Origin of the sequence: Lentzea sp. NPDC058450, from assembly GCF_042721395.1 — a bacterium.
Classification (GTDB): domain Bacteria; phylum Actinomycetota; class Actinomycetes; order Mycobacteriales; family Pseudonocardiaceae; genus Lentzea.
Genome location: NZ_JBHXLO010000025.1, coordinates 122023 through 142499, shown reverse-complemented (window position 1 = coordinate 142499; position 20477 = coordinate 122023). Strand labels below are relative to the sequence as shown.

The window sequence follows — 20477 nt, the reverse complement described above, 5'->3', positions numbered from 1 at the left end:
CATGCCGGAGTTCTACGTGCCGCACCCGGCGCGGATGAACCCGAACCTCGAACGGGCCCGCGTGCACTCCACGCAGTGGGCGCGGGACTTGGGGATGCTCGACACCGGGGTGTGGACCGAGGAGGTCCTCGCGGGCGACGACTACGGGTTCATGTGCGCGTGGACCCACCCGGACGCGCCCGCGGAGATCCTCGACCTCATCACGGACTGGTACGTCTGGGTCTTCTACTTCGACGACGAGTTCTTCGCGGAGTTCAAGCAGGGCAAGGACGTGGCGGGCGCGAAGGCCTACCTCGACCGGCTGCCGGCGTTCATGCCGCTCAACGGCACGGACCCGTGGCCGGAGCCGGAGAACCCGACCGAACGCGGCCTCGTCGACCTGTGGCAGCGGACGATCCCGCTGATGTCGCAGGACTGGCGGCGCCGGTTCACCACGAGCACCCACAACCTGCTCCTCGAGTGCATGTGGGAGATCCGCAACATCGAGAGCGGCACGGTCGCCAACCCGATCGAGTACATCGAGATGCGCCGCAAGGTCGGCGGCGCGCCGTGGTCGGCGAACCTGGTGGAGGTCTCCGAAGCAGCCGAGGTGCCCGCGTCCGTCGCGGGCACCCGGCCGCTGCGGGTCCTGTCCGACACGTTCTCCGACGCGATCCACCTGCGCAACGACATCTTCTCGTACGAACGGGAGGTCGAGCGCGAGGGCGAGAACTCCAACGGGGTGCTCGTGTTCGAGAAGTTCTTCGGCCACGACACGCAGACCGCCGTCGAGGCCGTGAACGCCCTGCTGACCTCACGCCTGCACCAGTTCGAGAACACCGTGTTCACCGAGCTCCCGTTGCTGTTCGCGGAGAACGCGCTGGCACCGGACGAGCAGGCGCGGGTGCTGAAGTACGTGAAGGGCCTGCAGGACTGGCAGTCCGGCGGCCACGAGTGGCACCTGCACGCGGGTCGTTACACCAAAGTGGACGGTGGTGGCGGCAACTCCGCTTTCTTCCGCACGATCCTGCGCGGGCCGACCGGTCTGGGCACGTCCGCGGCGTGGCTGGGGGTGGCCCGTGGTTGAGATCCCGTCGTTCGACATGCCGTTCTCCGCCCGGCTCTCGCCGCACGTCGACAAGGTCCGCCAGCACAGCAAGCTGTGGGCGCGCGACATGGGCATGCTCGACGGCACCGTGTGGACCGAGGCGTACTACGACCAGTCCGACTTCGGCTCGTTCACTCCCCTGGCCCACCCGACGCTCGGCCTGGACGCGCTGGTCCAGATCAGCGACATGCACGTGTGGGCCTGGTACGTGGCGGACCTCTTCTACGACGGCTACTTCCGCACCAGGGACCTCCCCGGCGCCAAGGCGTTCGTCGCTCGGATGCGGTCCATCATGGACAGTCCGGCGCAGCCGACGTGGACCGTGGCCGAACGAGGACTCGCCGACCTGCTCACCCGCGCGCCGCTCGACCAGCGCGACCGGGAGTCGCTCGACGAGTACTTCGACGCGATGCTGTGGGAGGTCCACGCCAACGCGCTCGGCCGGGTGCCCGACCCGGTCGACTTCGTGGAGATGCGGCGGCGGACCGTCGCCGCCGACATGTCCGCACGGCTGGCCGCCGGGCCGTTGATGGACCGGCTGCCGCCGGAACTGCTGGCCAACTCCACCATGCAGGCGCTGGTGGACGCGTTCGCCGACATCACCAGCCTCAAGGCCGACGTCGTGGGCTACCAGCGGTTCGGCCCGGACACCGGGCTCGTCACCAACGCGGTGCACGTCGTGCGGACCTTCTTCGACTGCGAGCTCCAGCAGGCGATGAACATGGTCGCGGACCTGGTCAACGCCCGCATGAAGCAGTTCGCGACGTCGGCGGCGGACGACCTGCCGTACCTCGCCGACCAGTACGGGCTCGACTCGGCGCAACGCATCGCGTTGAAGGCGTACGTCGAGGCGTTGAAGGCATGGCTCGCGGGCGAGCTCATGTGGACGCAACGCACGGGCCGTTACGAGCCCGACCCGACGCCTGCGACGGCGTCTTTCCTCCGCCCCACCGGACTCGGTACCGCTGCGGTCCTGGTCCGCTAGTTCCACAACCGCACCAACAGATTGGCAGGATTTCCCGTGACTGTTACCGATCCGGGCCTTGGGGTCGAGAACGCGCAGCTGAGCCTCTCGACGGCCGCCGCTCGCAACCTCGCCACGACCACCAAGTCCGCACCGCAGATGCAGGGGATCTCGCCCCGGTGGCTGCTGCGCATGCTGCCCTGGGTCGAGGCGAAGGGTGGTGCCTACCGCGTCAACCGCCGGCTCACCTTCGCGATCGGCGACGGCCGGGTCACGTTCACCGCCGTGGGTTCCGAGGTGCGGATCGTGCCGCAGGAGCTGGGCGAGTTCGTGCTGCTGCGCGGGTTCGAGGACGAGGCCGCGCTCACGGCCGTCGCGAACCGCTTCGAGCAGCGCGAGTACGAGCCGGGCGAGGTGATCGCGCAGCGCGGCCAGTCCGTCGACGAGATCATCGTGATCGCGCACGGCAAGGTCACCAAGACCGGGCGCGGCGAGTACGGCGACGACGTGGCGCTCGGCACCATCGCGGACGGCGAGTACATCGGTGACGAGCCGGTGCTCTCCGGTGCCGACAAGGACTGGAGCTTCACCGCCCGCGCGTTGACGCCGACGACGGCCGTGGTGCTGTCTCGGGCGGCGTTCGCGCAGCTCAACGGGCAGATCGACCCGTTGCGCGAGCACATCCAGCAGCAGCTCGCGAACCCGACGAACGCCTCCAACAAGCACGGCGAGGCCGAGATCGACATCTCGTCCGGCCACGACGGCGAACCGACGCTGCCCGGCACGTTCGTCGACTACGAGCTGCGGCCGCGCGAGTACGAGCTGAGCGTGGCGCAGACGATCCTGCGCGTCCACACGCGTGTCGCGGACCTCTACAGCCAGCCGATGGACCAGGTCGAGCACCAGTTGCGGCTGACGATCGAGGCGCTGCGCGAGCGCCAGGAGTTCGAACTCATCAACAACAAGGAGTTCGGCCTCCTCGCCAACGCGGACCTCAAGCAGCGGGTCAGCACCAACTCCGGCCCGGTGACGCCGGACGACATGGACGAGCTGATCTCGCGGCGCCGCAACACCAAGCTGATCCTCGCGCACCCCAAGGCGATCGCGGCGTTCGGGCGTCAGCTCAACAACCGCGGCCTGTACGTGCCGACGGTCGAGGTCGAGGGCAAGGCGCTGCAGTCGTGGCGCGGCGTCCCGATAGCGCCGTGCGACAAGATCCCGGTCAACAAGAACGGCACCACGTCGATCATCGCGCTGCGGCTCGGTGAGGAGAAGCAAGGCGTCGTCGGCCTGCGCCAGACCGGCCTCCCGGACGAGTACGAGCCCGGCCTCAACGTGCGGTTCATGGGCATCGACGAGCACGCGATGCTCAAGTACCTGGTGTCGACGTACTACTCGGCCGCGGTGCTGGTGCCGGACGCCCTGGGCGTGCTGGAGAACGTGGAGATCGGTCTCTAGAGCCATGACTGCGGAGATGACCGAAGCGTTGGCCGCCGGGCGTCCGTCCGGCGAGGTCCTCGCGTGGAGCCGGAGCCTCGTGCTGCCGGCTCTGCGCAAGGCCGTCGACCAGCTGCCGCCGTCGTTGCGGGCCGTCGCGGAGTACCACCACGGGTGGCGCGACGAGTACGGCAACCCGGTGCTGGAGAACGGCGGCAAGGCGATCCGTCCCGCGTTGGTGCTGCTGGCGGCCGAGGCCGTCGGCGGCACCGCCTCCTCCGCCGTGCCGGCGGCGGTCGCGGTCGAGCTGATCCACAACTTCTCGTTGCTGCACGACGACGTGATGGACCGCGACACGACCCGGCGGCACCGGCCCACGGCGTGGACCGTGTTCGGCGTGAACGCGGCGATCCTGAGCGGTGACGCGTTGCAGGCCGTGGCCGTGGACGTCCTTGCCGCGTCCGGACATCCGCGGTCGCTGGAGGCGATCCGGACGCTGGGCGACGCCGTGGTGGCGTTGCTCGACGGGCAGGCGTACGACCTGGACTTCGAGACGCGCAACGACGTGTCGGTGGCCGAGGTCGAACGGATGGCGCGCGGCAAGACCGGTGCCCTGCTCGGTGCCTCGACCGCGTTGGGCGCGCTGTACGGCGACGGGTCCGACGGGCAGGTCGAGGCGATGCGCGGGTTCGGTGCCGAGCTCGGGCTCGCGTTCCAGCACGTGGACGACCTGCTCGGCATCTGGGGCGACCCGGAGGTGACGGGCAAGGCCGTGCACTCGGATCTGGTGAACCGCAAGAAGTCCCTGCCGGTCGTGCGCGCGTTGAACGCCGGTGTGCCCGCCTCCGAGGAACTCGGCGTGCTGTACCTCGGGTCGCAGGAGATGGACGCGGAAACGCTTGCGCGAGCGGCTCATCTGGTCGATCTGGCCGGTGGGCGGGCGTGGAGCCAGACGCAGGCCGACGAGCTCCACACGCAGGCGCTGGTGCATCTCGGCGAGGCTTCGCCGACCGCGCGTGCGGCCGTGGAGCTCGGCACGCTCGCCCAGCTCGTGACACACCGGGACCACTGACCCTGCTCGGAAAGGCGTTAGATGAAGGAACATCCGCCGCGTTCGGTGCTGCTCGCGTCACCCCGGTCGTTCTGCGCCGGGGTGGAGCGCGCCATCGAGATCGTGGAACGACTGCTCGACCAACGCGGCGGCCCCATCTACGTGCGCAAGCAGATCGTGCACAACGTCCACGTCGTGCGTTCGCTGGAGGCTCGTGGCGCCGTGTTCGTGGAGGAGCTGTCCGAGGTGCCTTTCGGTGCCACGGCGGTCTTCTCCGCGCACGGCGTGTCTCCGGCGGTGCGCGCGGAGGCCCGTCTGCGGGACCTGGACGTGCTGGACGCGACCTGCCCGTTGGTGACGAAGGTGCACGCGGAGGCTCGACGTTTTTCTGAGCGCGGCGACACGATCGTGCTGATCGGGCACGCCGGGCACGAGGAGGTCGAGGGCACGCTCGGCGAGGCGCCGGACCAGATGGTGCTGGTGGAGACCGTCGAGGACGTGCTCGCGCTGGACATCACCGGGCCGGTCTCGTACCTGACCCAGACGACGCTGGCCGTGGACGAGACCCTGGAGGTCATCGCCGCGCTGGAGCAGAAGTTCCCGCAGTTGCGCGGGCCCGGTTCGGACGACATCTGCTACGCCACCACGAACCGGCAGATCGCGATCCGCGAGGTGGCGGAGCAGTCGGACCTGGTGCTGGTGGTGGGGTCGAAGAACTCGTCCAACTCGGTGCGGATGGTCGAGCTGGCCGCACGCGGTGGCACGCCGGCCTACCTGATCGACGACGCCTCGGAGATCGATCCGGAGTGGCTCGCCGGGGTGTCGTCCGTCGGGCTGTCGGCCGGTGCCTCGGCGCCGCCCGAACTGGTGGACGAGGTCGTGGCGGCCTTGGAGGCGTTGGGATCCGTGACGGTGTCCACGCACACGACGGCGGTCGAGACGATCGCGTTCACGCTTCCTCTGGCGGTGCGCCGTGCTGGCTGACATCACCTCGCCCTCGGACGTGCGCGCGCTGTCGTCGTCGGAACTCTCCTCGCTGGCCTCGGAGATCCGGTCGTTCCTGATCTCCAAGGTGCATCGGACCGGCGGGCACCTCGGGCCGAACCTGGGGGCCGTCGAGCTGACGATCGCCGTGCACCGGGTCTTCACGTCGCCGGTCGACGTGGTGCTGTTCGACACCGGGCATCAGGCGTACGTGCACAAGATGCTGACCGGCCGGTGCGCGGAGTTCGACTCGTTGCGGCAGGCCGGTGGGCTGTCGGGATATCCGTCGGCGGCCGAGTCGGCGCACGACGTCATCGAGAACTCGCACGCCTCCACCGCACTGTCCTATGCGGACGGTCTGGCCAAGGCGTTCGAGCTGGCTTCTGCCGAACGCCGGGTCGTCGCGATCGTCGGCGACGGCGCCCTGACCGGGGGCATGTGCTGGGAGGCGTTGAACAACATCGGCGGTTCCTCGCGTCCGGTCGTGGTGCTGCTGAACGACAACGGCCGTTCGTACGACCCGACGGCCGGTGGTCTCGCGGCGTCGTTGCTGGCCGGGTCGGCGCGGGCGTTGTTCGAGTCGCTGGGCCTGGCCTACCTCGGCGAGATCGACGGCCACGACGTGCACGCCGTCGAGAACGCGTTGTGGGAGGCCAAGTCCCTGGGCCGGCCGGTGGTCGTGCACTGCAAGACCGTGAAGGGCAAGGGATACACCGCCGCCGAGTCCGACGAGGCCGACCGCATGCACGCCGTGGGTGCCTCGGGGGCCACGTCGAGCCGGACGTGGACCGACGCGTTCTCCGACGAGATCGTGGCGATCGGCACCGACCGCCCGGACGTGGTGTGCGTGACCGCCGCGATGCTCGAACCCGTGGGCCTGCGCCCGTTCTCCGAGGCCTTTCCCTCGCGGATCTTCGACGTGGGCATCGCCGAGCAGCACGCCGTGACGTCCGCGGCGGGCATGGCGATGGGCGGCCTGCACCCGGTGGTGGCGGTCTACGCCACCTTCCTGTCGCGGGCGTTCGACCAGCTCCTGATGGACGTCGCGCTGCACCGGCTGCCCGTGACGTTCGTGCTGGACCGGGCGGGTGTGACGGGCCCGGACGGTGCCTCCCACCACGGCATGTGGGACGCCTCGATCCTCCCGGTGGTCCCGGGCCTGCGCCTCGCCGCCCCGCGCGACCCGTCGTCGCTGGCCACTCTGCTGCGGGAGGCGGTCGAGGTCTCGGACGGTCCCACGGTCGTGCGCTACCCCAAGGCGGCGCTGGGGCCGGACGTCCCCGCGATGCGGCACGTGGGCCACTTCGACGTCCTGCGCGAGGTCGAGGACGCCGAGGTGCTGCTGATCTCGGTGGGACCGCTCGCGGGTCCCTGTCTGGCGGCGGCGGAGGAACTCGCCGCGCACGACGTCCGCGTCGACGTCGTGGACCCGCGCTGGATCGCGCCCCTCGACCCGCACCTGATCAAGTTCAGCGGCCGGTACCGGCTGGTGCTGGCCGTGGAGGACACCACGTCGACCGGTGCCCTCGGGGCCCGACTCGGTCAGGCGCTGGCCGGGACGTCCACGTGCGTGGCGACGTTCGCGCTGCCGCCGCGTTTCCTGCCGCACGACTCCAGGGCTCGCATCCTGCGCGCCCACGGCCTGGACGCCGCCGGCATCACGACGAGCGTGCTGAAGCGCCTCGGCGTGAAGTGACCACCCAGCCGATGGCGAACGACAACGCGATGGCGCCGGCTCCCACCAGCGGCGCCTTCACCTCGGCGGGTGCTTCGAGCGGCCGCAGTGCCGTGGCGAGCGCGAGCAAGATGGGCCCCTGCACGACGAACGCGACGTAAGCGGACCGCGCCAGCCCCTCGACGAAGGGTCCCTGGCGCGTCAACCGCCGCTGTGCCAGCCCGATCAGCCACAGACTCCCGGCCACCACCAGGATTCCTTCGACCAGGGCGAGGACGGCGGCCTGCCACCGCCACCCGCCGAGGAACGGTTCCGCGCTCTTCGCCAGGTCCAGGACGCCCATCAGTGCGGCGGCGACCGGGAGGAGCGCGATCGTGCCGATGACGACGGTGCGGGTCATGCGGTAGATCTCGTCCGGCACGCGTTCCGCGAGCTTGCGCCCACCGATGGCGCCGAGCAGCAACATGCCCAGGCACTGCGGCCACCACCAGAGGTGCAGGTCGCCGACCTGGCCGCTGCGCGCCGGGAACACCAGCCGCGTCAGGAAGGTCGTTCCGGCCACGACGACCGTCATGCCGAGAACGGTCCGCGTGGTGATGATGCGTTCTTTTATGGGCGGTGCCAACGCGATCCCGATGCTGAAGATCAGCAACACGCCCACGAACCACAGCGATCCGCCGTCCAGGAACGGATCGCGTCCCGTGAACGCCTGCCACCACGTCACGTCGCGCCCGGCGCCGGTGTAGGCGAGCCACACGAACGTCGGCCACACCACCAGCGCGCTGACCACCCAGGGCGTGCCCAGCCGGACGAGCCGCTCGGCGATGAACCGCTGCCTGCCTTTGCGCTCGATCGAGCCGGGCGTGAAGATCCCGGCCATGAAGTAGAACGTGCCCATGAAGAACAGCCCGGACGGCCCGATCACCGCGGCCAGCACCGTCTCGACGCCGGGGTGGAACGTGACCTCGTTGACCTCGTCGTAGGGCCAGCCGCCGATCGCGGAGTAGCCGAGCAGCGCGTGGCCGCCGATGACCCACGCCACCAGGATCACCTTCAGGTTGTCCACTGCGGACAATCTCATGGTTTTCATGGTCCGCTTCTCCTGGCGATCACGCCAGCGGCCAAGAGGGGTCTCGTCAGCCGGTGAACAGCTGGCCGAGCCGGTAGTCGACGATCTCGGCGGCCCTGGTCGCGTCGTAGGCGTCCACGAGCATGCCGCTGAGCAGGCCGCCCGTCATGATCGCCAGCGCGTCCGCCTCCAGCTGGAGGTCGAGGCCCGGTGCGATCCGGTCGCGTTGCCGTGCGTGCTCGAGCTGGTCCGCGATCAGGCGCACGAGGTGCGGCAGCATGGCCTGCTGGTCCGGCGCCTGGCTGCCGCGCGTGACGTCCACGGCGAAGTAGGCGATCTGCACCGCGCACAGCATGCGGGTGCGTTCGTCCGTCGGCAGGACCCCGAGCACGCACGCGCGGATGACAGCGCGTTCGTCGCCCGTCTCGGCCGCCTCCGCGATGACCTTCCCGGCCCGTTCGGCGCCCAGTTGGGTGATGCGTTGCCAGGCGTGGCGCAGCATCTCCTCCTTGGTCGGGAAGTAGTACTGGATCTGGAACATCGACACGCCCGCCTCCGCCGCGACCGCGCGCAGCGTCACGGCCTGCAGGCCCTGCGTCGACGCGATCCGGAAGAGCGCCTCCGCGAGGTCACGCCGTTTCTCGTCGTGGTCAACGCGCTTGGGCATGTGATCACTGTGGCACAGCGGCCGGTGTCGACGGGCACCGCACACGCCTGTTACATTGCATCTGCATTGGAAAAAACATCTGGGGGTGTGATGGTCGGGAAGTTCGTGGATCAGAAGGCAGCGGACCGCTACTTCGCCACGTACGAGGCGATCCGGAGCAAGTGGCCGGTGCCGTCCGAGGAGCTGGACGTGAATACCCGGTTCGGCACGACGCGCGTGCGGCGCAGCGGCACCGGCACGCCGATCGTGCTGCTGCACGGCGCCATGGGCACTTCGTTGTCCTGGTACCCCTGGGTCGGCGAACTGGCGGCGCGGCACACCTTGTACGCCGTCGACATGATCGGCGAACCAGGGCGTTCGGTCCAGACTCGGCCGATGGAGAGCACCGACGACGAGGCGGACTGGCTCGCCGACGTCCTCGCGGGCCTCGGTCACGAGAAGGTCCACCTGATCGGGATGTCGCGCGGCGCCTGCCTGGCGCTGAACCTCGCCACCCGGCGTCCTGCCGGGGTCGCCGGCATCCTCGCCTTCGAACCGGGCGGGTTCGGGATCGACTTCCGGAAGTTCGTCCTGTGGAGCATCGGCGAGCTGTCCCGCTGGTGGCTGCCCGCCGCGATCCTGCGCCGGATCAGCAAGGGCGATCCCGCCGTGCGCCACACGATGCGCCCGCTGGTGTTCCGCGGCATGAAGTACAAGGTCCAGATGGCTCCGCTGCACGTGTTCACCGACGACGAGCTGCGGTCGATCGAGGTGCCCACCTACTTCATCCTGGGCGAGCGCTCGTTGATCAAGGCACGGCAGCTCGCCGCGCGCGTCGAGTCGCTCGTGCCGCGCGTGCGCACCGAGATCGTGCCCAGGGCGACCCATGCGCTGAACCTGGAGGAACCCGAGCTGACCACCGCGCGGATCCTCGCCTTCGCCGGGGAGGACCACGCCGCCCTGCCGGAGTGAACTCGCGCTGAGGTGCCAGGCGTCCTGGGGGTCGCCTGGCGCTTCGCACGGCTACGGCCTGTCGCCCGTGTAGACGCCCATCGTGCGGAACCGCAGGCCCGGCTCCTTGTACTCCTCCATCGCGTGCGCGATCCACCCGACGATCCGCGCGATCGCGAAGATGGCCTCACCGGCGTCCGGCTGCATCTTGAACATCAACGCGAACTGCGCGAGCGCCAGGTCGACGTTCGGGAAGCCCTGCGTCTGCGTGGCGATCACCTTGTCCGCCACCAGATCCCCGTGCCTGCGCAGCTCCGCCAGCAGGAAGTCGGCTCGCGGATCGCGCTGCTGGTACACCCGGTGCCCGAACCCCGGGATCGGCTGACCGGACCGCAGGTGCTCGGCCACCGTCCCCATCGGGTCGGACTCGGCCTGCATCAGGAACCGGCACGCGATCGTCGTCGCGGTGCCGTGCTTCTGCCCCTCCATCGCGCCCATGCCGGCGGACACCACGGCGTAGGGGTGGGCGTGGGCCGAGGCGGCGACCCTGGCCGCCATGGTCGAGATCGCCAGGTCGTGATCGGCCAGCAGGATCAGCGTCGCGTTCAGCAGGTCGGTCTGGGCGGGTTCCGGCGAGAGGCGGGCCCAGAGGCGCTCCGCGATGTCGGTACCGGCGGGCCGGCCGACCAGCGGCAGCGACTCGACCACGTCGGCGATCAACGACTTGGCGCTGGTGATGGCCCGGTCCAGGTCGTACCGGAGCGGATCACCGACGCTCGCCAGCGCGATGGCCACCCTGACCCGGTCGGTGAGTGTGGCACTGTCGGGGAGGGCCATCCAGATCTCCTGGCCCTCGGGGAACTGGACGCCGACGGAGTCGATCCCGGTCCACAGCCAGTGAGCGACGTCCTCGAACCGCTTGGTGGCGGCCATCTCGGGAACCGGCCGCCCCCGGTAGTACAGGCGGTCGTTCTCCAGCAACGAGATCCTGGTGCGGATGCGATCGGTCACAGCGGCCACTGCTCCGCGGGCACCAGTGCGTTGCGCCAGGGCCTCCACCTGGGCCACGTCGAACATGCTGGAGCGGTTGACCTTGTTGCTGGTCAGGAGCCCGCGGCTGACGTACGCGTAGACCGTCGCCGGCTTCACGCCGAGGCGACGGGCAGCTTGATTCGTCGTCAACATTGATTCCATCAACGTTGACTGTACAAGACATGTTGACGGAACCTTTGTGCATGTTGATTGATGCACCCAAAGGGCTTAAAGACGTCGTCGTCACGACCACCCGGATCGGGGACGTGAACGGGGCCGCGGGCTACTACCACTACCGCGAGCACGACGCGATCGACCTGGCCAGGACGCGGTCGTTCGAGGAGGTGTGGTTCCTCTTCACCGAAGGCAGGCTGCCGACCGCCGACGAAGCCGCCGCGTTCGCCCGGCAGACCGCCGAGCTGCGGGAACTGCCGGCGTCGATCAGTGAGGTGCTGCCCGCCATCGCGCGGTCGGGGTGCACGGCGCTGGCCGGGCTGCGGACCGCGTTGTCGATGGTGCCGTGCCGGCCGATGTGGGACGCGCCGATGAGCGAGCGGAAGGCGGACGCGCTCAAGGTCAGCGCGATGACGCCGACGATCCTGGCTGCACTGCACCGAATCAACTGTGGACTTGACCCGATCAACCCCAGGGTTGATTTGTCCACGTCGGCGAACTGGTTGTACATGTTGACTGGACAGGAGCCGTCAACGTGGACGAGTCGTGCTGTAGAGCAGTACTTGATCGCCACGATCGACCACGGCTTCAACGCGTCAACATTTACTGCGCGCGTCGTGGCGAGCGCCGGGGCCGACGTCGTGTCCGCGGTGACGGCGGCGATCGGGACGTTCTCCGGGCCGTTGCACGGGGGCGCACCGGACCGGGCACTGGAGGCGCTGGACCTCATCGGGTCGCCGGACAACATCGACGCGTGGGTGCGGGAACGCATCGAGCAGGGCGACCGGATCATGGGGTTCGGCCACGCCGTCTACAGGACGGAGGACCCGCGGGCGCGCCTGCTCAAGGAGGTCGCGCTGGAGCAGCCGACCGCGCTCACCGAGTTCGCGGTCACCGTCGAGCGCAGGGTCACGGAGCTGCTGGCCGAGCTCAAGCCCGGCCGGCAGCTGTACGCGAACGTGGAGTTCTACGCCGGCGTGGTGATGGAACGGTGCGGGATTCCGCGCGAGATGTTCACGCCGACGTTCGCGTGCAGCCGGGTGGTCGGATGGTGCGCCAACGCCCTCGAGCAGTCCGAGGACAAGAAGATCATCCGGCCGGTCGCCCGCTACACGGGCCCGGAACCCCGCATCGGGGAGGCACGACTCAGGTGAGGTACCTCAGGTCGTCGCGAACGCGGACGCGGTCGCGGTCGTTGACGTCGGAGGAGCCCGCCAGACCGGCGTTCTGGTCGCGGTGCCGGTCGAGCCAGACGGAGAGTGCTGCCACTGCCAGGACGATCGCTGCAAGAGTCATGTCAGTAAGTTTGCGGCCATCAACATCCCGCCAACAGTGGCAGATCTGACGCTGCACGCTAAAATCCTGCCATGCTCCGTTCCGTGGCGGTTCCGCTCATCGACGGCGTCGCGCCGTTCGAGTTCGGCCTGCTCTGCGAGGTGTTCGGCGTCGACCGCACCGAGGAGGGCGTGCCGCTGGTCGACTTCCGGGTGTGCGGGGAGACCCCGAACGAACCGGTGCCGACCAACATCCGCGGCGTGAGCATCACGCCGGAACACGGGTTCGACGCGCTGCAGAGCGTCGACCTCGTCGCCCTGCCGGCCGCCAGCGTGCGCGACGAGTACCCGGAGAAGCTGGTCAAGGCGCTGCGCGAGACCGACGCGACGTTGCTCAGCGTGTGCAGCGGGGCGTTCATCCTCGGCGCGGCCGGCCTGCTCGACGACCGGCACTGCACCACGCACTGGCGTGAGGCGCGCACGTTCCAGGAGCGCTTCCCGAAGGCCCAGCTGGACGCGGACGTGTTGTTCGTGGACGACGGCAACATCATCACCAGCGCCGGCACGGCGGCCGGCATCGACGCGTGCCTGCACCTCGTGCGCCGCGAGCTGGGCACCAAGATCGCCAACACCATCGCGCGCCGGATGGTCGTGGCCCCGCAGCGCGACGGCGGTCAGCGGCAGTTCGTGGAGCTGCCCATCCCCGAGTGCAGCGCCGACAGCCTGGAGCCGGTGCTGGAGCGGGTGCTCGACACGATCGCGGACAACCACACGGTGGCCACGATGGCGAAGCTCGCCGTCATGTCCGAACGGACCTTCGCGCGCCGGTTCGCAGCGGAGACCGGCACCACGCCGAACAAGTGGCTGTCGCTCCAGCGGGTGCTGCACGCGCGCAGGCTGCTGGAAGAGACCGACCTGGACGTCGACGCGGTCGCGACCAGGTCAGGCTTCGGGACAGCCGCTCTCCTCCGACACCACTTCCATCGGGTCGTCGGCGTCGCACCGAGCGATTACCGCCGCACATTCTCCTGTCGTTAGGCGCCCGAAGATCTTCTCGGAGATCTCCCGCAACGCCACCACCTCGGAGTCACTGAGCAGGTCGAACACCAGCTTGTGCACGGTCTCGGCGTGCGACGGCGCGGCCGCCTCGATCGCCGCGCGACCCTCGTCGGTCAGCACGACGAACGACCCGCGCCCGTCACTGCGGCAGTTCTCCCGGCGCACCAGGCCGCGTTTCTCCATCCGTGCGACGTGATGTGAGATACGGCTCTTCTCCCAGTGCAACGAGCGTGCGAGTTCTAAGACCCGTACGCGCTCATCGGGCGTGTCCGTGAGCTGCACGAGCACGGTGAAGTCGGCCATCGACAGGTCCGAGTCGACCGACATCTGCCTGCTCAGATGCGCATTGAGCTCCCCCTGCATGCGGACGTAGGCACGCCACGCCCGCTGCTGTTCAGGTTCCAACCATCGTGTCACTGCTCCAGCATACGGGAATAGTTGACACATCATCCACGTTCCGGCAGGGTGAGTGACACTTCAACCAAATCGAGCAACCGAAGGACTTGACACCATGACCACCGCCACCAACCTCACCGAACTGACCGGCGACTACGTCATCGACGCCTCGCACTCCCGCATCGGGTTCGTTGCGCGCCACGCGATGATCACCAAGGTTCGTGGTGCGTTCAACGAGTTCGACGGCAAGATCGCCATCGACGGCGACAAGCCGGAGAACACCACCGCCGCCGTGACGATCAAGTCCGCGACGATCGACACCCGCAACGCGCAGCGCGACGGTCACCTCACCACCAACGAGTTCCTCGACGTCGAGACCTACCCGGAGATCAAGTTCGTCTCGACCTCCGCGAAGCAGGTCGACGACGACAACTTCGAGATCACCGGTGACCTGACCATCAAGGACGTCACCAAGAGCATCACCATCCCGTTCGCCTTCGAGGGCGTGGCCGTCGACCCGTTCGGCAACACCCGCGTGGGCTTCGAGGGCTCGCACACGATCAACCGCAAGGACTACGGCGTCAGCTGGAACGCGGCGCTCGAGGCCGGCGGCGTGCTGGTGAGCGAGAAGGTCGTCCTGGAGTTCGAGATCTCCGCGATCAAGCAGGCCTGACGACGGCCACCGGGCACGGGGCGTGGTAGATCAGGGCCTGCGAGGTAGATCCGAGCAGCATCCCGGCGAATCCGCCACGCCCCCGCGTCCCGACGGCGAGCAGTCCGGCGCGGTGCCCGAGCTCCAGGAGCAACGGAATCGGCCGCTCCCCCACCACGAGCTCCTCGACGACGACGTCCGGGTACTTCTCGAGCCACCCGGACAGTCGCGCCTTCAGCAACGACGACTGCTCGTCGACGTGCGCCATCGCCGCTACCACCGACGTTCTCGCAGCCGCGGCCTCCTCGAACGCGAAGCCGATGGCCGCGTCCGACTCGGGCGACAGGTCGACCCCCACCACCACGGGCCCGTCCTGCTGATGCCCCCGCACCACCACCACGGGACTGTCACCGTGAATCGACAGCGCAACGGCCGTTGAGCCCACCAACGCTCCGGTGAACCCGCCCAGCCCATGCGACCCGACCACCACTTCTCGTGCGCGTGCAGACTCCGCGATCAACACGGGCGTGGGGTGCTCCATGCGCAAGTCGTGCTCAACAGGCACATCAGGCGCTTCCGCCCGTGCGACCGCAACGGCCTGAGAAAGCCACATCCGCCCCTGGTCGTACATGGCCGACCGCAGGTCACGCGCCGACGAGATGACCTCGGGATACCCGCGCGTAGGCAACGTGTACGCGTGCACAAGCCGCAACGGCGCACCGTGCCGCATACACGCGCGAGCGGCCCACGCCACCGCGGTGAGCGCAGACGAGGACCCGTCGACCCCGACAACCACAGGCAGTCTGCTCATGATCCCAAAGTAAGCCCGATCGTCGTAGCGAGCCCTCTGCCGTTGGTCCCCTCATCGCAGGGTCTTTGGGCTACCGTGACCCCCATGGCGACGCGTGTTTTCCTCGTCGACGACCACGAGATCGTCCGCCGCGGCATCGCGGACCTGCTCGGCGAGGAGTCCGATCTCGAGGTGGTCGGCTACGCCGCGTCGGTGGCGGAGGCCCTGGCCAAGGTGCCGGGCGCCCAGGCCGACGTGGCGGTGCTCGACATCAGGCTCCCCGACGGCAACGGCATCGAACTCTGCCGCGAGCTCCGCAGCAGAATCCCGGGCCTCCAGTGCCTGATGCTCACGAGCTTCGCCGACGACGAGGCCCTGTTCGACGCGATCATGGCCGGCGCCTCGGGCTTCGTGCTCAAGCAGATCCTCGGCGCCGACCTCGTCAACGCCGTCCGCACCGTCGCGGCGGGACAGTCCCTTCTGGACGCCCGCACGACCTCCGCGCTGCTCAACAGGATCCGCCGCGAACGTGAGGAGGGCGACCCGCTGCGCATGCTGAGCGAGCAGGAGCGCACCGTCCTCGACCTGATCGGCGAGGGCCTCACCAACCGGCAGATCGCCGAGCGCATGTTCCTGGCGGAGAAGACCGTCAAGAACTACGTCTCCCACCTGCTAGCCAAGCTCGGCATGCAACGCCGCACCCAGGCGGCGGTCTTCGCCTCCCAGTTCCGCAAGGACGGCGAGAAGCCGCACTAGCCCAGCGGCACGCGCCACACCACGCAGGCGCCGCCGCCCTCCGTCGCGCGCACCGCGAGCGACCCGCCGAACTTCGACGCGCGGTGGGCCAGGTTGCGCAGGCCGCTGCGTGCCACGTCGGCGGGAATGCCGACCCCGTTGTCCTGCACCGTGATCACGACGTCCTCGCCGGCGTCGATCAGCACCGTCAGCTCGGTGGCGTCGGCGTGGCGGACCGCGTTGGTGACGGCTTCGCGCACCACGGCCTCGACGTGTTCGGCGAGTTCGGGGGGCACCGAGTTGTCGACGGTGCCGGACATGCGGATGGACGGCTTGAGGTGCGTCGCCTCGGTCAGGCCCGCCACCAGGTCGAGGAGGCGGCGGCGCAGCGAGGTGTTGTCGGTCGAGTGCAGGTCGAAGATGGACGTGCGGATCTCGCGGACCGTCTCGTCGAGCTGTTCGACGGCGGTCTGGAGGCGGGCGGCCACCTCGGGTTCGGTGACGCGGCGCATGGTGGCCTGCAACGTCAGGCCCGTGACGAAGAGGCGCTGGATGACGTGGTCGTGCAGGTCGCGGGCGATGCGGTCGCGGTCTTCCAGGACGTCGAGCAGGCGTTGGGAGCGTTGTTGCTCGGCGAACTCCAGGGCCACGGCGGCCTGGTCGGCGAACGACGCGAGCATCGGCACCTGGTCCGGCAGGAAGCGGGTCTCGCCGCCGCGGCGCAGCACGAGCAACGCGCCGGTCACGCCCATCTCGGAGCGCAGCGGCACGGCGAGCGCCGGGCCGAAGGACTTGCCGAGGTCGTCGACCAGCAACGGCACGCCCGAGCGCACCACCTCGTCGACGGCGTAGTCGGTGGCGTTGAAGTCGTCGACCTTCGCACCGGCGCCGGCGGCGACGGACAACGGCGCGTGCTGACCGTCGCCCAGCACCACCAGGGCGGCGTCGGCGGCGGCCAGCTCCACGGTGCGCTGCGTGATGAGGCGCAGCGCGTACTCGCCCGACGCGCCGCCGAGGAGCTCGGAGTTGACCTCGCCGATGGCTTCGAGCCAGCGCTCGCGCATGCGGGAGCGTTCGAACAGGCGGGCGTTCTCGATGGCGATGCCCGCGGCGGCGGCGAGGGCCTGCAGGACGGCCTCGTCGTCGGCGGTGAACTCGGCGGCGTCGATCTTCTCGGTCATGTAGAGGGCGCCAAACACCTCGTCGCGCACGCGGACGGGCACGCCCAGGAAGCCGTGCATCGGCGGGTGGTTGGGCGGGAAGCCGACGGACATCTCGTGCTGCGAGAGGTCGCGCAGCCGCAACGGCGCCGGCTCCTTGATGAGCAGGCCGAGCAGGCCCTTGCCCTCCGGCAGGTGGCCCATCGTGGCGCGGGTCGCCTCGTCCACGCCCACGTACACGAACTCCGCCAGGTCGTCCCGGGTGCCGAGCACGCCCAGCGCGCCGTAGCGGGCGCCGACCAGGTCGACGGCGGCCTGGACGATGCGCTGCAACGTCGAGTCGAGCTCCAGGCCGGACGCCACCGCCAGCACCGCGCCCAGGAGCTCCTGCATGTGGTCACGGGTGGTGACGATCTCGTCCATGCGGTCACGGACCTCGTCGAGCAGCTCGTCGAGGTCACGGCGACCGGGCGCGTCAGGCACGCCGCCTAGATTCGCACACTTTTCGGCCCCGCACGGCCAGGGCCTGTTTCAGGCAATCGTTCGATGAGAGGCGCGGTCGAGGTGGTTCCTGGCGGTGCGGGCGGCCGACCCGCATACCGGCGCGTATTCGGGTCGGCCGCCCGTGCCGTCAGGGGCCGCCTCGGCCCCGGCTGTCGCGGACGATTGCCTGAAACAGGCCCTAGCAAGTGAGGACCTTCGACCGTGGCTGACTCGTGAAAGCGGCCGGAGAGTATGACCATGACGATCGCTGTGCCCGGCTCACTCGGACTGGCGGGTGAGGACGTGCGCAACGTCCTCGCGCTCGCGAGAGCCTCGGTCGACGGCGTGCGGTTCGAGGTGCGCCCCGAGCAGATCGAGCTGCACACCTCCGTCCCGCACGACCGGGAGACGCGCCTCGCCTGCGGGGTGGCGTTGCTCAACGCCCGGCTGGCGTTGCAGGGGCACGGCATCCGTCCACTCGTGACGCTGTTGCCGGGGCCGAGCGCGAACGACGCGGCGGCGGCCATCCGGCTGGGCGGGTACCAGGAGCCAGGGCCGGACGTGGTGGCGCTGCTGCACGCTCTGCGCACCAACCGTCGCACGTGGACGGCTTATCCCGAACTGGCGTCGTGGCGCGGGCTGCTGTCGCGGGCGGCCGAGGTCGAGCGGGCCTGGTTGCACGTGCAGAGCCCGACCGAGCTGGTGCTCTGCACGTTCAACCAGGGCGCGGCGGCGGAGATCCGGGCGGGGCAGGCGATGCAGCGCGTCGTGCTGACGGCGGCGACGGTCGGGTTCGCCGTCTCCCCCGCGCTCGACGCGGTGAGCCTGTCCGCGTTGCGCGCGGACCTCCGCCCGTCCCTCGGCAACACGCTGGTGCCGCAGGTCGTCCTGCACCTGGGCTAGGTCGTCAGGAACTTCGACGGGTCGGCCACGGGTGACTCGACGACGAGGTCCTTGTACTCGTCCTCGATGCCCTTGTTGTGGATCTGGATGGCCAACGGGGCCTCGCGGCCGGCGGGTTCCTTCTTGTCCTCGAACTTCAGGACCTCCGTCGCCTTGCACTGCACGGCGCCGTCGGGCAGCGGGCAGCACGCCATCCGCGCGATCCCGGTGTCACCGTCGGCGAGGATCTCGCACTGGGCCCACTTCTTCACGTCCCAGCTCGGGTGCGGGTACTTCGTGAACAGCTTGCCGCCGCCGTTGTTGTGGCCTGGGCGGTAGTCCCACGCGCCGCCGTTGGGCGGCTGGAACTGGATGGCGCCGAGCCCGTTCAGGGCCGGTGTCGCGATCCTGCCCCAGATCAGCACGGTCGGCTTGTGGTCGCCGGAGACCTGGCGCAGCTTGAAGATCCAGCGGAAGCTCTTGTACTGCCGCCTGTTGTAGTAGATCCAGCCGCGGGTCGCGTTCTTCTGGCTGTGGATCGCGCCGTTCTTCACGACGAACGCGTCCTTGGCGTGCATGGTCCAGCCGTCGAGCGTCCTGCCGTCGAACACGGGCACCAGCACGGGATCCGCCTGAGCCGGGGTTCCCGAAGCCAGTGCCAGCGCCAGCACAGCTATCCACAATGGACGTAACATGGTCGACCGTCCTCCGAGGTGGCGCGGCGACGGTGACATCACCGTAGAACCGATTCCTCGGAGCGGTCAACGGAAACGCGTGTTTCTGAAAACGGACATCCCTACCTGGCCAGCACCGCCTTCCAGAGCAGCCGCGCGAGTTCCGGGTGGCAGATGTCGTTGTGGGCACCCGCGATTCCGTCGATGCGGCGGATCACGGACGTGCAGTCGACGTTGTGCACCTGCCCGCGCGACAGTTCGCCGGGAGATCCGATGTTGTGGCCGTGTGCGTACGTGCCCTGCACGCCGTGCGAGCCGATGCCGCCGTACTTCGGGTACGAGTCGAGGTCGATCTGACGGCCCGAGCGCGCGGCCAGCGGATAGAAGCGGCCGATGGCGTAGTCGTTCGACGACGTGGTGACGATGATCGGGCCCGGCACGCGGGCCAGCACGCCGCGGAAGTAGCCGGAGCCGGGTTCGCCGGGCAGCCGTTCCGCGAACGACCACAGCGACATCGCGCCCTGCACCAGCGTCAGCGTCGCGGCGGGCACCACGTTCGCCATCGCGGTCGCGGTGATGCAGCCGAAGCTGTGGCCCATCAGGTGGATGCGGGCGGACGGCGCGGCCTGCGCGACGTCCCGGGCGATCCGCGCGGCGCCGCTCTCGCCGAAGACCTTGGCGCGCCGCTTCATCTTCCAGAACGTCAGGATCCGCAACGGCGACAGGATGCCGCCCAGCGCCGGGTCCTCCAGGCACGCGCGGTAGAGCTGCTCGGCGTCGAACACCATGCCGTCCTCGCCCGGCAGGTCGGGCACCGAGCCCTCCAGGTAGTCGTAGGCCTGCTTGACGGCGGCCGACATCCAGCCGGGGTGCTGCCGCGCGGCCTCGACGATCGTGCGCACCGCGGCCGTGCGCCCGGCGCCTCCGCCGAGACGGTTCGCCTGCGCCTTGATGAACTCGTCCGAGCGCACGTCCTCGTCGCCCCACGCCTTGGACGGCCAGTGCAGCCCGACGAGCAACGCCTTGAAGCCGCCCGGAAGCCCGTGTGCGGCTTCACGTTCGGCGCGGCAGTCCGCCATGGTGCGGACCCACTGCCCGTACTGGTAGCGGGCGGCCGGCACGTCGCCGTTCCACCCGTGTATGAAGAAGAAGACGTCGGTGACGCCTCGGCGGGCGTCGTACAGCACGTCCGCGCTGTCGCGCCCCCGCTCGTTGCCGGTCTCGTCGAAACAGACGAGGTGATAGCTGATGTCGTGACCTGGCACGGATTCTCGGGACATCACGGATCACCACCACACAAAA

At 69.3% G+C, this 20477-nt stretch carries 21 protein-coding genes; 12 read left to right on the top strand and 9 right to left on the bottom strand.

Annotated features, from left to right (window positions below):
- The first annotated feature begins 1 nt into the window (after position 1).
- The 6 genes from ACFWNN_RS32045 to ACFWNN_RS32020 are packed head-to-tail and all read left to right on the top strand — an operon-like array spanning position 2 to position 7219.
- Positions 2-1066 (top strand): hypothetical protein, encoded by a 1065-nt coding sequence (locus ACFWNN_RS32045; RefSeq protein WP_382443673.1) that lies wholly within the window; start codon positions 2-4, stop codon positions 1064-1066.
- On the top strand, positions 1059-2072 hold the full coding sequence (locus tag ACFWNN_RS32040; protein WP_382443672.1) for a hypothetical protein: 1014 nt from the start codon (positions 1059-1061) through the stop codon (positions 2070-2072). Before ACFWNN_RS32045 ends, ACFWNN_RS32040 begins: the two co-directional genes overlap by 8 nt.
- 36 nt (positions 2073-2108) lie before the next feature.
- Positions 2109-3509, top strand: coding sequence for a family 2B encapsulin nanocompartment shell protein (locus ACFWNN_RS32035; protein WP_382443671.1), 1401 nt, complete (start codon positions 2109-2111; stop codon positions 3507-3509).
- 16 nt (positions 3510-3525) lie between these two features.
- A complete protein-coding gene (locus tag ACFWNN_RS32030) occupies positions 3526-4560 on the top strand; it encodes a family 2 encapsulin nanocompartment cargo protein polyprenyl transferase (protein WP_382443670.1) in 1035 nt (344 codons plus the stop codon).
- Between the two features lie 21 nt (positions 4561-4581).
- Entirely contained in the window at positions 4582-5523 is a 942-nt protein-coding gene (gene ispH, locus ACFWNN_RS32025; protein ID WP_382443669.1) for a 4-hydroxy-3-methylbut-2-enyl diphosphate reductase, read from the top strand.
- Entirely contained in the window at positions 5513-7219 is a 1707-nt protein-coding gene (locus tag ACFWNN_RS32020) for a 1-deoxy-D-xylulose-5-phosphate synthase (RefSeq protein WP_382443668.1), read from the top strand. Before ispH ends, ACFWNN_RS32020 begins: the two co-directional genes overlap by 11 nt.
- Here the strand turns inward: ACFWNN_RS32020 and ACFWNN_RS32015 are convergent.
- A complete protein-coding gene (locus ACFWNN_RS32015) occupies positions 7182-8279 on the bottom strand; it encodes an acyltransferase (RefSeq protein ID WP_382443667.1) in 1098 nt (365 codons plus the stop codon). The two genes, ACFWNN_RS32020 and ACFWNN_RS32015, sit on opposite strands and share 38 nt — an antisense overlap.
- Before the next feature lie 55 nt (positions 8280-8334).
- Positions 8335-8934: a TetR/AcrR family transcriptional regulator gene (locus tag ACFWNN_RS32010; protein WP_382443666.1), complete on the bottom strand. Its 600-nt coding sequence runs from the start codon at positions 8932-8934 to the stop codon at positions 8335-8337.
- A 105-nt stretch (positions 8935-9039) separates the two neighbouring features.
- Between ACFWNN_RS32010 and ACFWNN_RS32005 the strand changes: the two genes are divergently transcribed.
- Complete coding sequence (locus ACFWNN_RS32005) at positions 9040-9885, top strand: alpha/beta fold hydrolase (protein ID WP_382443665.1); 846 nt, start codon at positions 9040-9042, stop codon at positions 9883-9885.
- A gap of 51 nt (positions 9886-9936) precedes the next feature.
- On the opposite strand, the gene ACFWNN_RS32000 is transcribed toward ACFWNN_RS32005, so the two are convergent.
- Positions 9937-11058, bottom strand: a complete 1122-nt coding sequence (locus ACFWNN_RS32000; RefSeq protein WP_382443664.1) for a citrate synthase — start codon at positions 11056-11058, stop codon at positions 9937-9939.
- Between the two features lie 41 nt (positions 11059-11099).
- Between ACFWNN_RS32000 and ACFWNN_RS31995 the strand changes: the two genes are divergently transcribed.
- Positions 11100-12224, top strand: coding sequence for a citrate/2-methylcitrate synthase (locus ACFWNN_RS31995; RefSeq protein ID WP_382443663.1), 1125 nt, complete (start codon positions 11100-11102; stop codon positions 12222-12224).
- On the opposite strand, the gene ACFWNN_RS31990 is transcribed toward ACFWNN_RS31995, so the two are convergent.
- Entirely contained in the window at positions 12217-12366 is a 150-nt protein-coding gene (locus ACFWNN_RS31990) for a hypothetical protein (RefSeq protein ID WP_382443662.1), read from the bottom strand. The two genes, ACFWNN_RS31995 and ACFWNN_RS31990, sit on opposite strands and share 8 nt — an antisense overlap.
- A gap of 71 nt (positions 12367-12437) precedes the next feature.
- Between ACFWNN_RS31990 and ACFWNN_RS31985 the strand changes: the two genes are divergently transcribed.
- The gene (locus tag ACFWNN_RS31985) at positions 12438-13382 is read left to right on the top strand and encodes a GlxA family transcriptional regulator (RefSeq protein WP_382443661.1); all 945 of its coding nucleotides are present in this window, start codon (positions 12438-12440) and stop codon (positions 13380-13382) included.
- Here ACFWNN_RS31985 and ACFWNN_RS31980 read toward each other — a convergent pair.
- The gene (locus tag ACFWNN_RS31980; protein WP_382443660.1) at positions 13287-13820 is read right to left on the bottom strand and encodes a MarR family winged helix-turn-helix transcriptional regulator; all 534 of its coding nucleotides are present in this window, start codon (positions 13818-13820) and stop codon (positions 13287-13289) included. The two genes, ACFWNN_RS31985 and ACFWNN_RS31980, sit on opposite strands and share 96 nt — an antisense overlap.
- Positions 13821-13914: 94 nt before the next feature.
- Here ACFWNN_RS31980 and ACFWNN_RS31975 point away from each other — a divergent pair, with 94 nt between their 5' ends.
- Positions 13915-14472, top strand: coding sequence for a YceI family protein (locus ACFWNN_RS31975; protein ID WP_382443659.1), 558 nt, complete (start codon positions 13915-13917; stop codon positions 14470-14472).
- Here the strand turns inward: ACFWNN_RS31975 and ACFWNN_RS31970 are convergent.
- Positions 14459-15262 (bottom strand): universal stress protein, encoded by an 804-nt coding sequence (locus tag ACFWNN_RS31970; protein ID WP_382443658.1) that lies wholly within the window; start codon positions 15260-15262, stop codon positions 14459-14461. The two genes, ACFWNN_RS31975 and ACFWNN_RS31970, sit on opposite strands and share 14 nt — an antisense overlap.
- Before the next feature lie 84 nt (positions 15263-15346).
- Here ACFWNN_RS31970 and ACFWNN_RS31965 point away from each other — a divergent pair, with 84 nt between their 5' ends.
- Positions 15347-15997, top strand: coding sequence for a response regulator (locus ACFWNN_RS31965; RefSeq protein WP_382443657.1), 651 nt, complete (start codon positions 15347-15349; stop codon positions 15995-15997).
- Here ACFWNN_RS31965 and ACFWNN_RS31960 read toward each other — a convergent pair.
- Entirely contained in the window at positions 15994-17559 is a 1566-nt protein-coding gene (locus ACFWNN_RS31960) for a GAF domain-containing protein (RefSeq protein WP_382443683.1), read from the bottom strand. The genes ACFWNN_RS31965 and ACFWNN_RS31960 overlap by 4 nt on opposite strands.
- 318 nt (positions 17560-17877) lie before the next feature.
- Here ACFWNN_RS31960 and ACFWNN_RS31955 point away from each other — a divergent pair, with 318 nt between their 5' ends.
- Positions 17878-18522, top strand: a complete 645-nt coding sequence (locus ACFWNN_RS31955) for a hypothetical protein (protein ID WP_382443656.1) — start codon at positions 17878-17880, stop codon at positions 18520-18522.
- On the opposite strand, the gene ACFWNN_RS31950 is transcribed toward ACFWNN_RS31955, so the two are convergent.
- Both ACFWNN_RS31950 and ACFWNN_RS31945 read right to left on the bottom strand, forming a co-directional pair.
- On the bottom strand, positions 18519-19196 hold the full coding sequence (locus ACFWNN_RS31950; RefSeq protein ID WP_382443655.1) for a family 16 glycoside hydrolase: 678 nt from the start codon (positions 19194-19196) through the stop codon (positions 18519-18521). The two genes, ACFWNN_RS31955 and ACFWNN_RS31950, sit on opposite strands and share 4 nt — an antisense overlap.
- Positions 19197-19297: 101 nt before the next feature.
- Positions 19298-20455 carry a hypothetical protein gene (locus ACFWNN_RS31945; RefSeq protein WP_382443654.1) on the bottom strand — a complete coding sequence of 386 codons (1158 nt, stop codon included), beginning with the start codon at positions 20453-20455 and terminating at the stop codon, positions 19298-19300.
- Between the last annotated feature and the right edge of the window lie 22 nt (positions 20456-20477).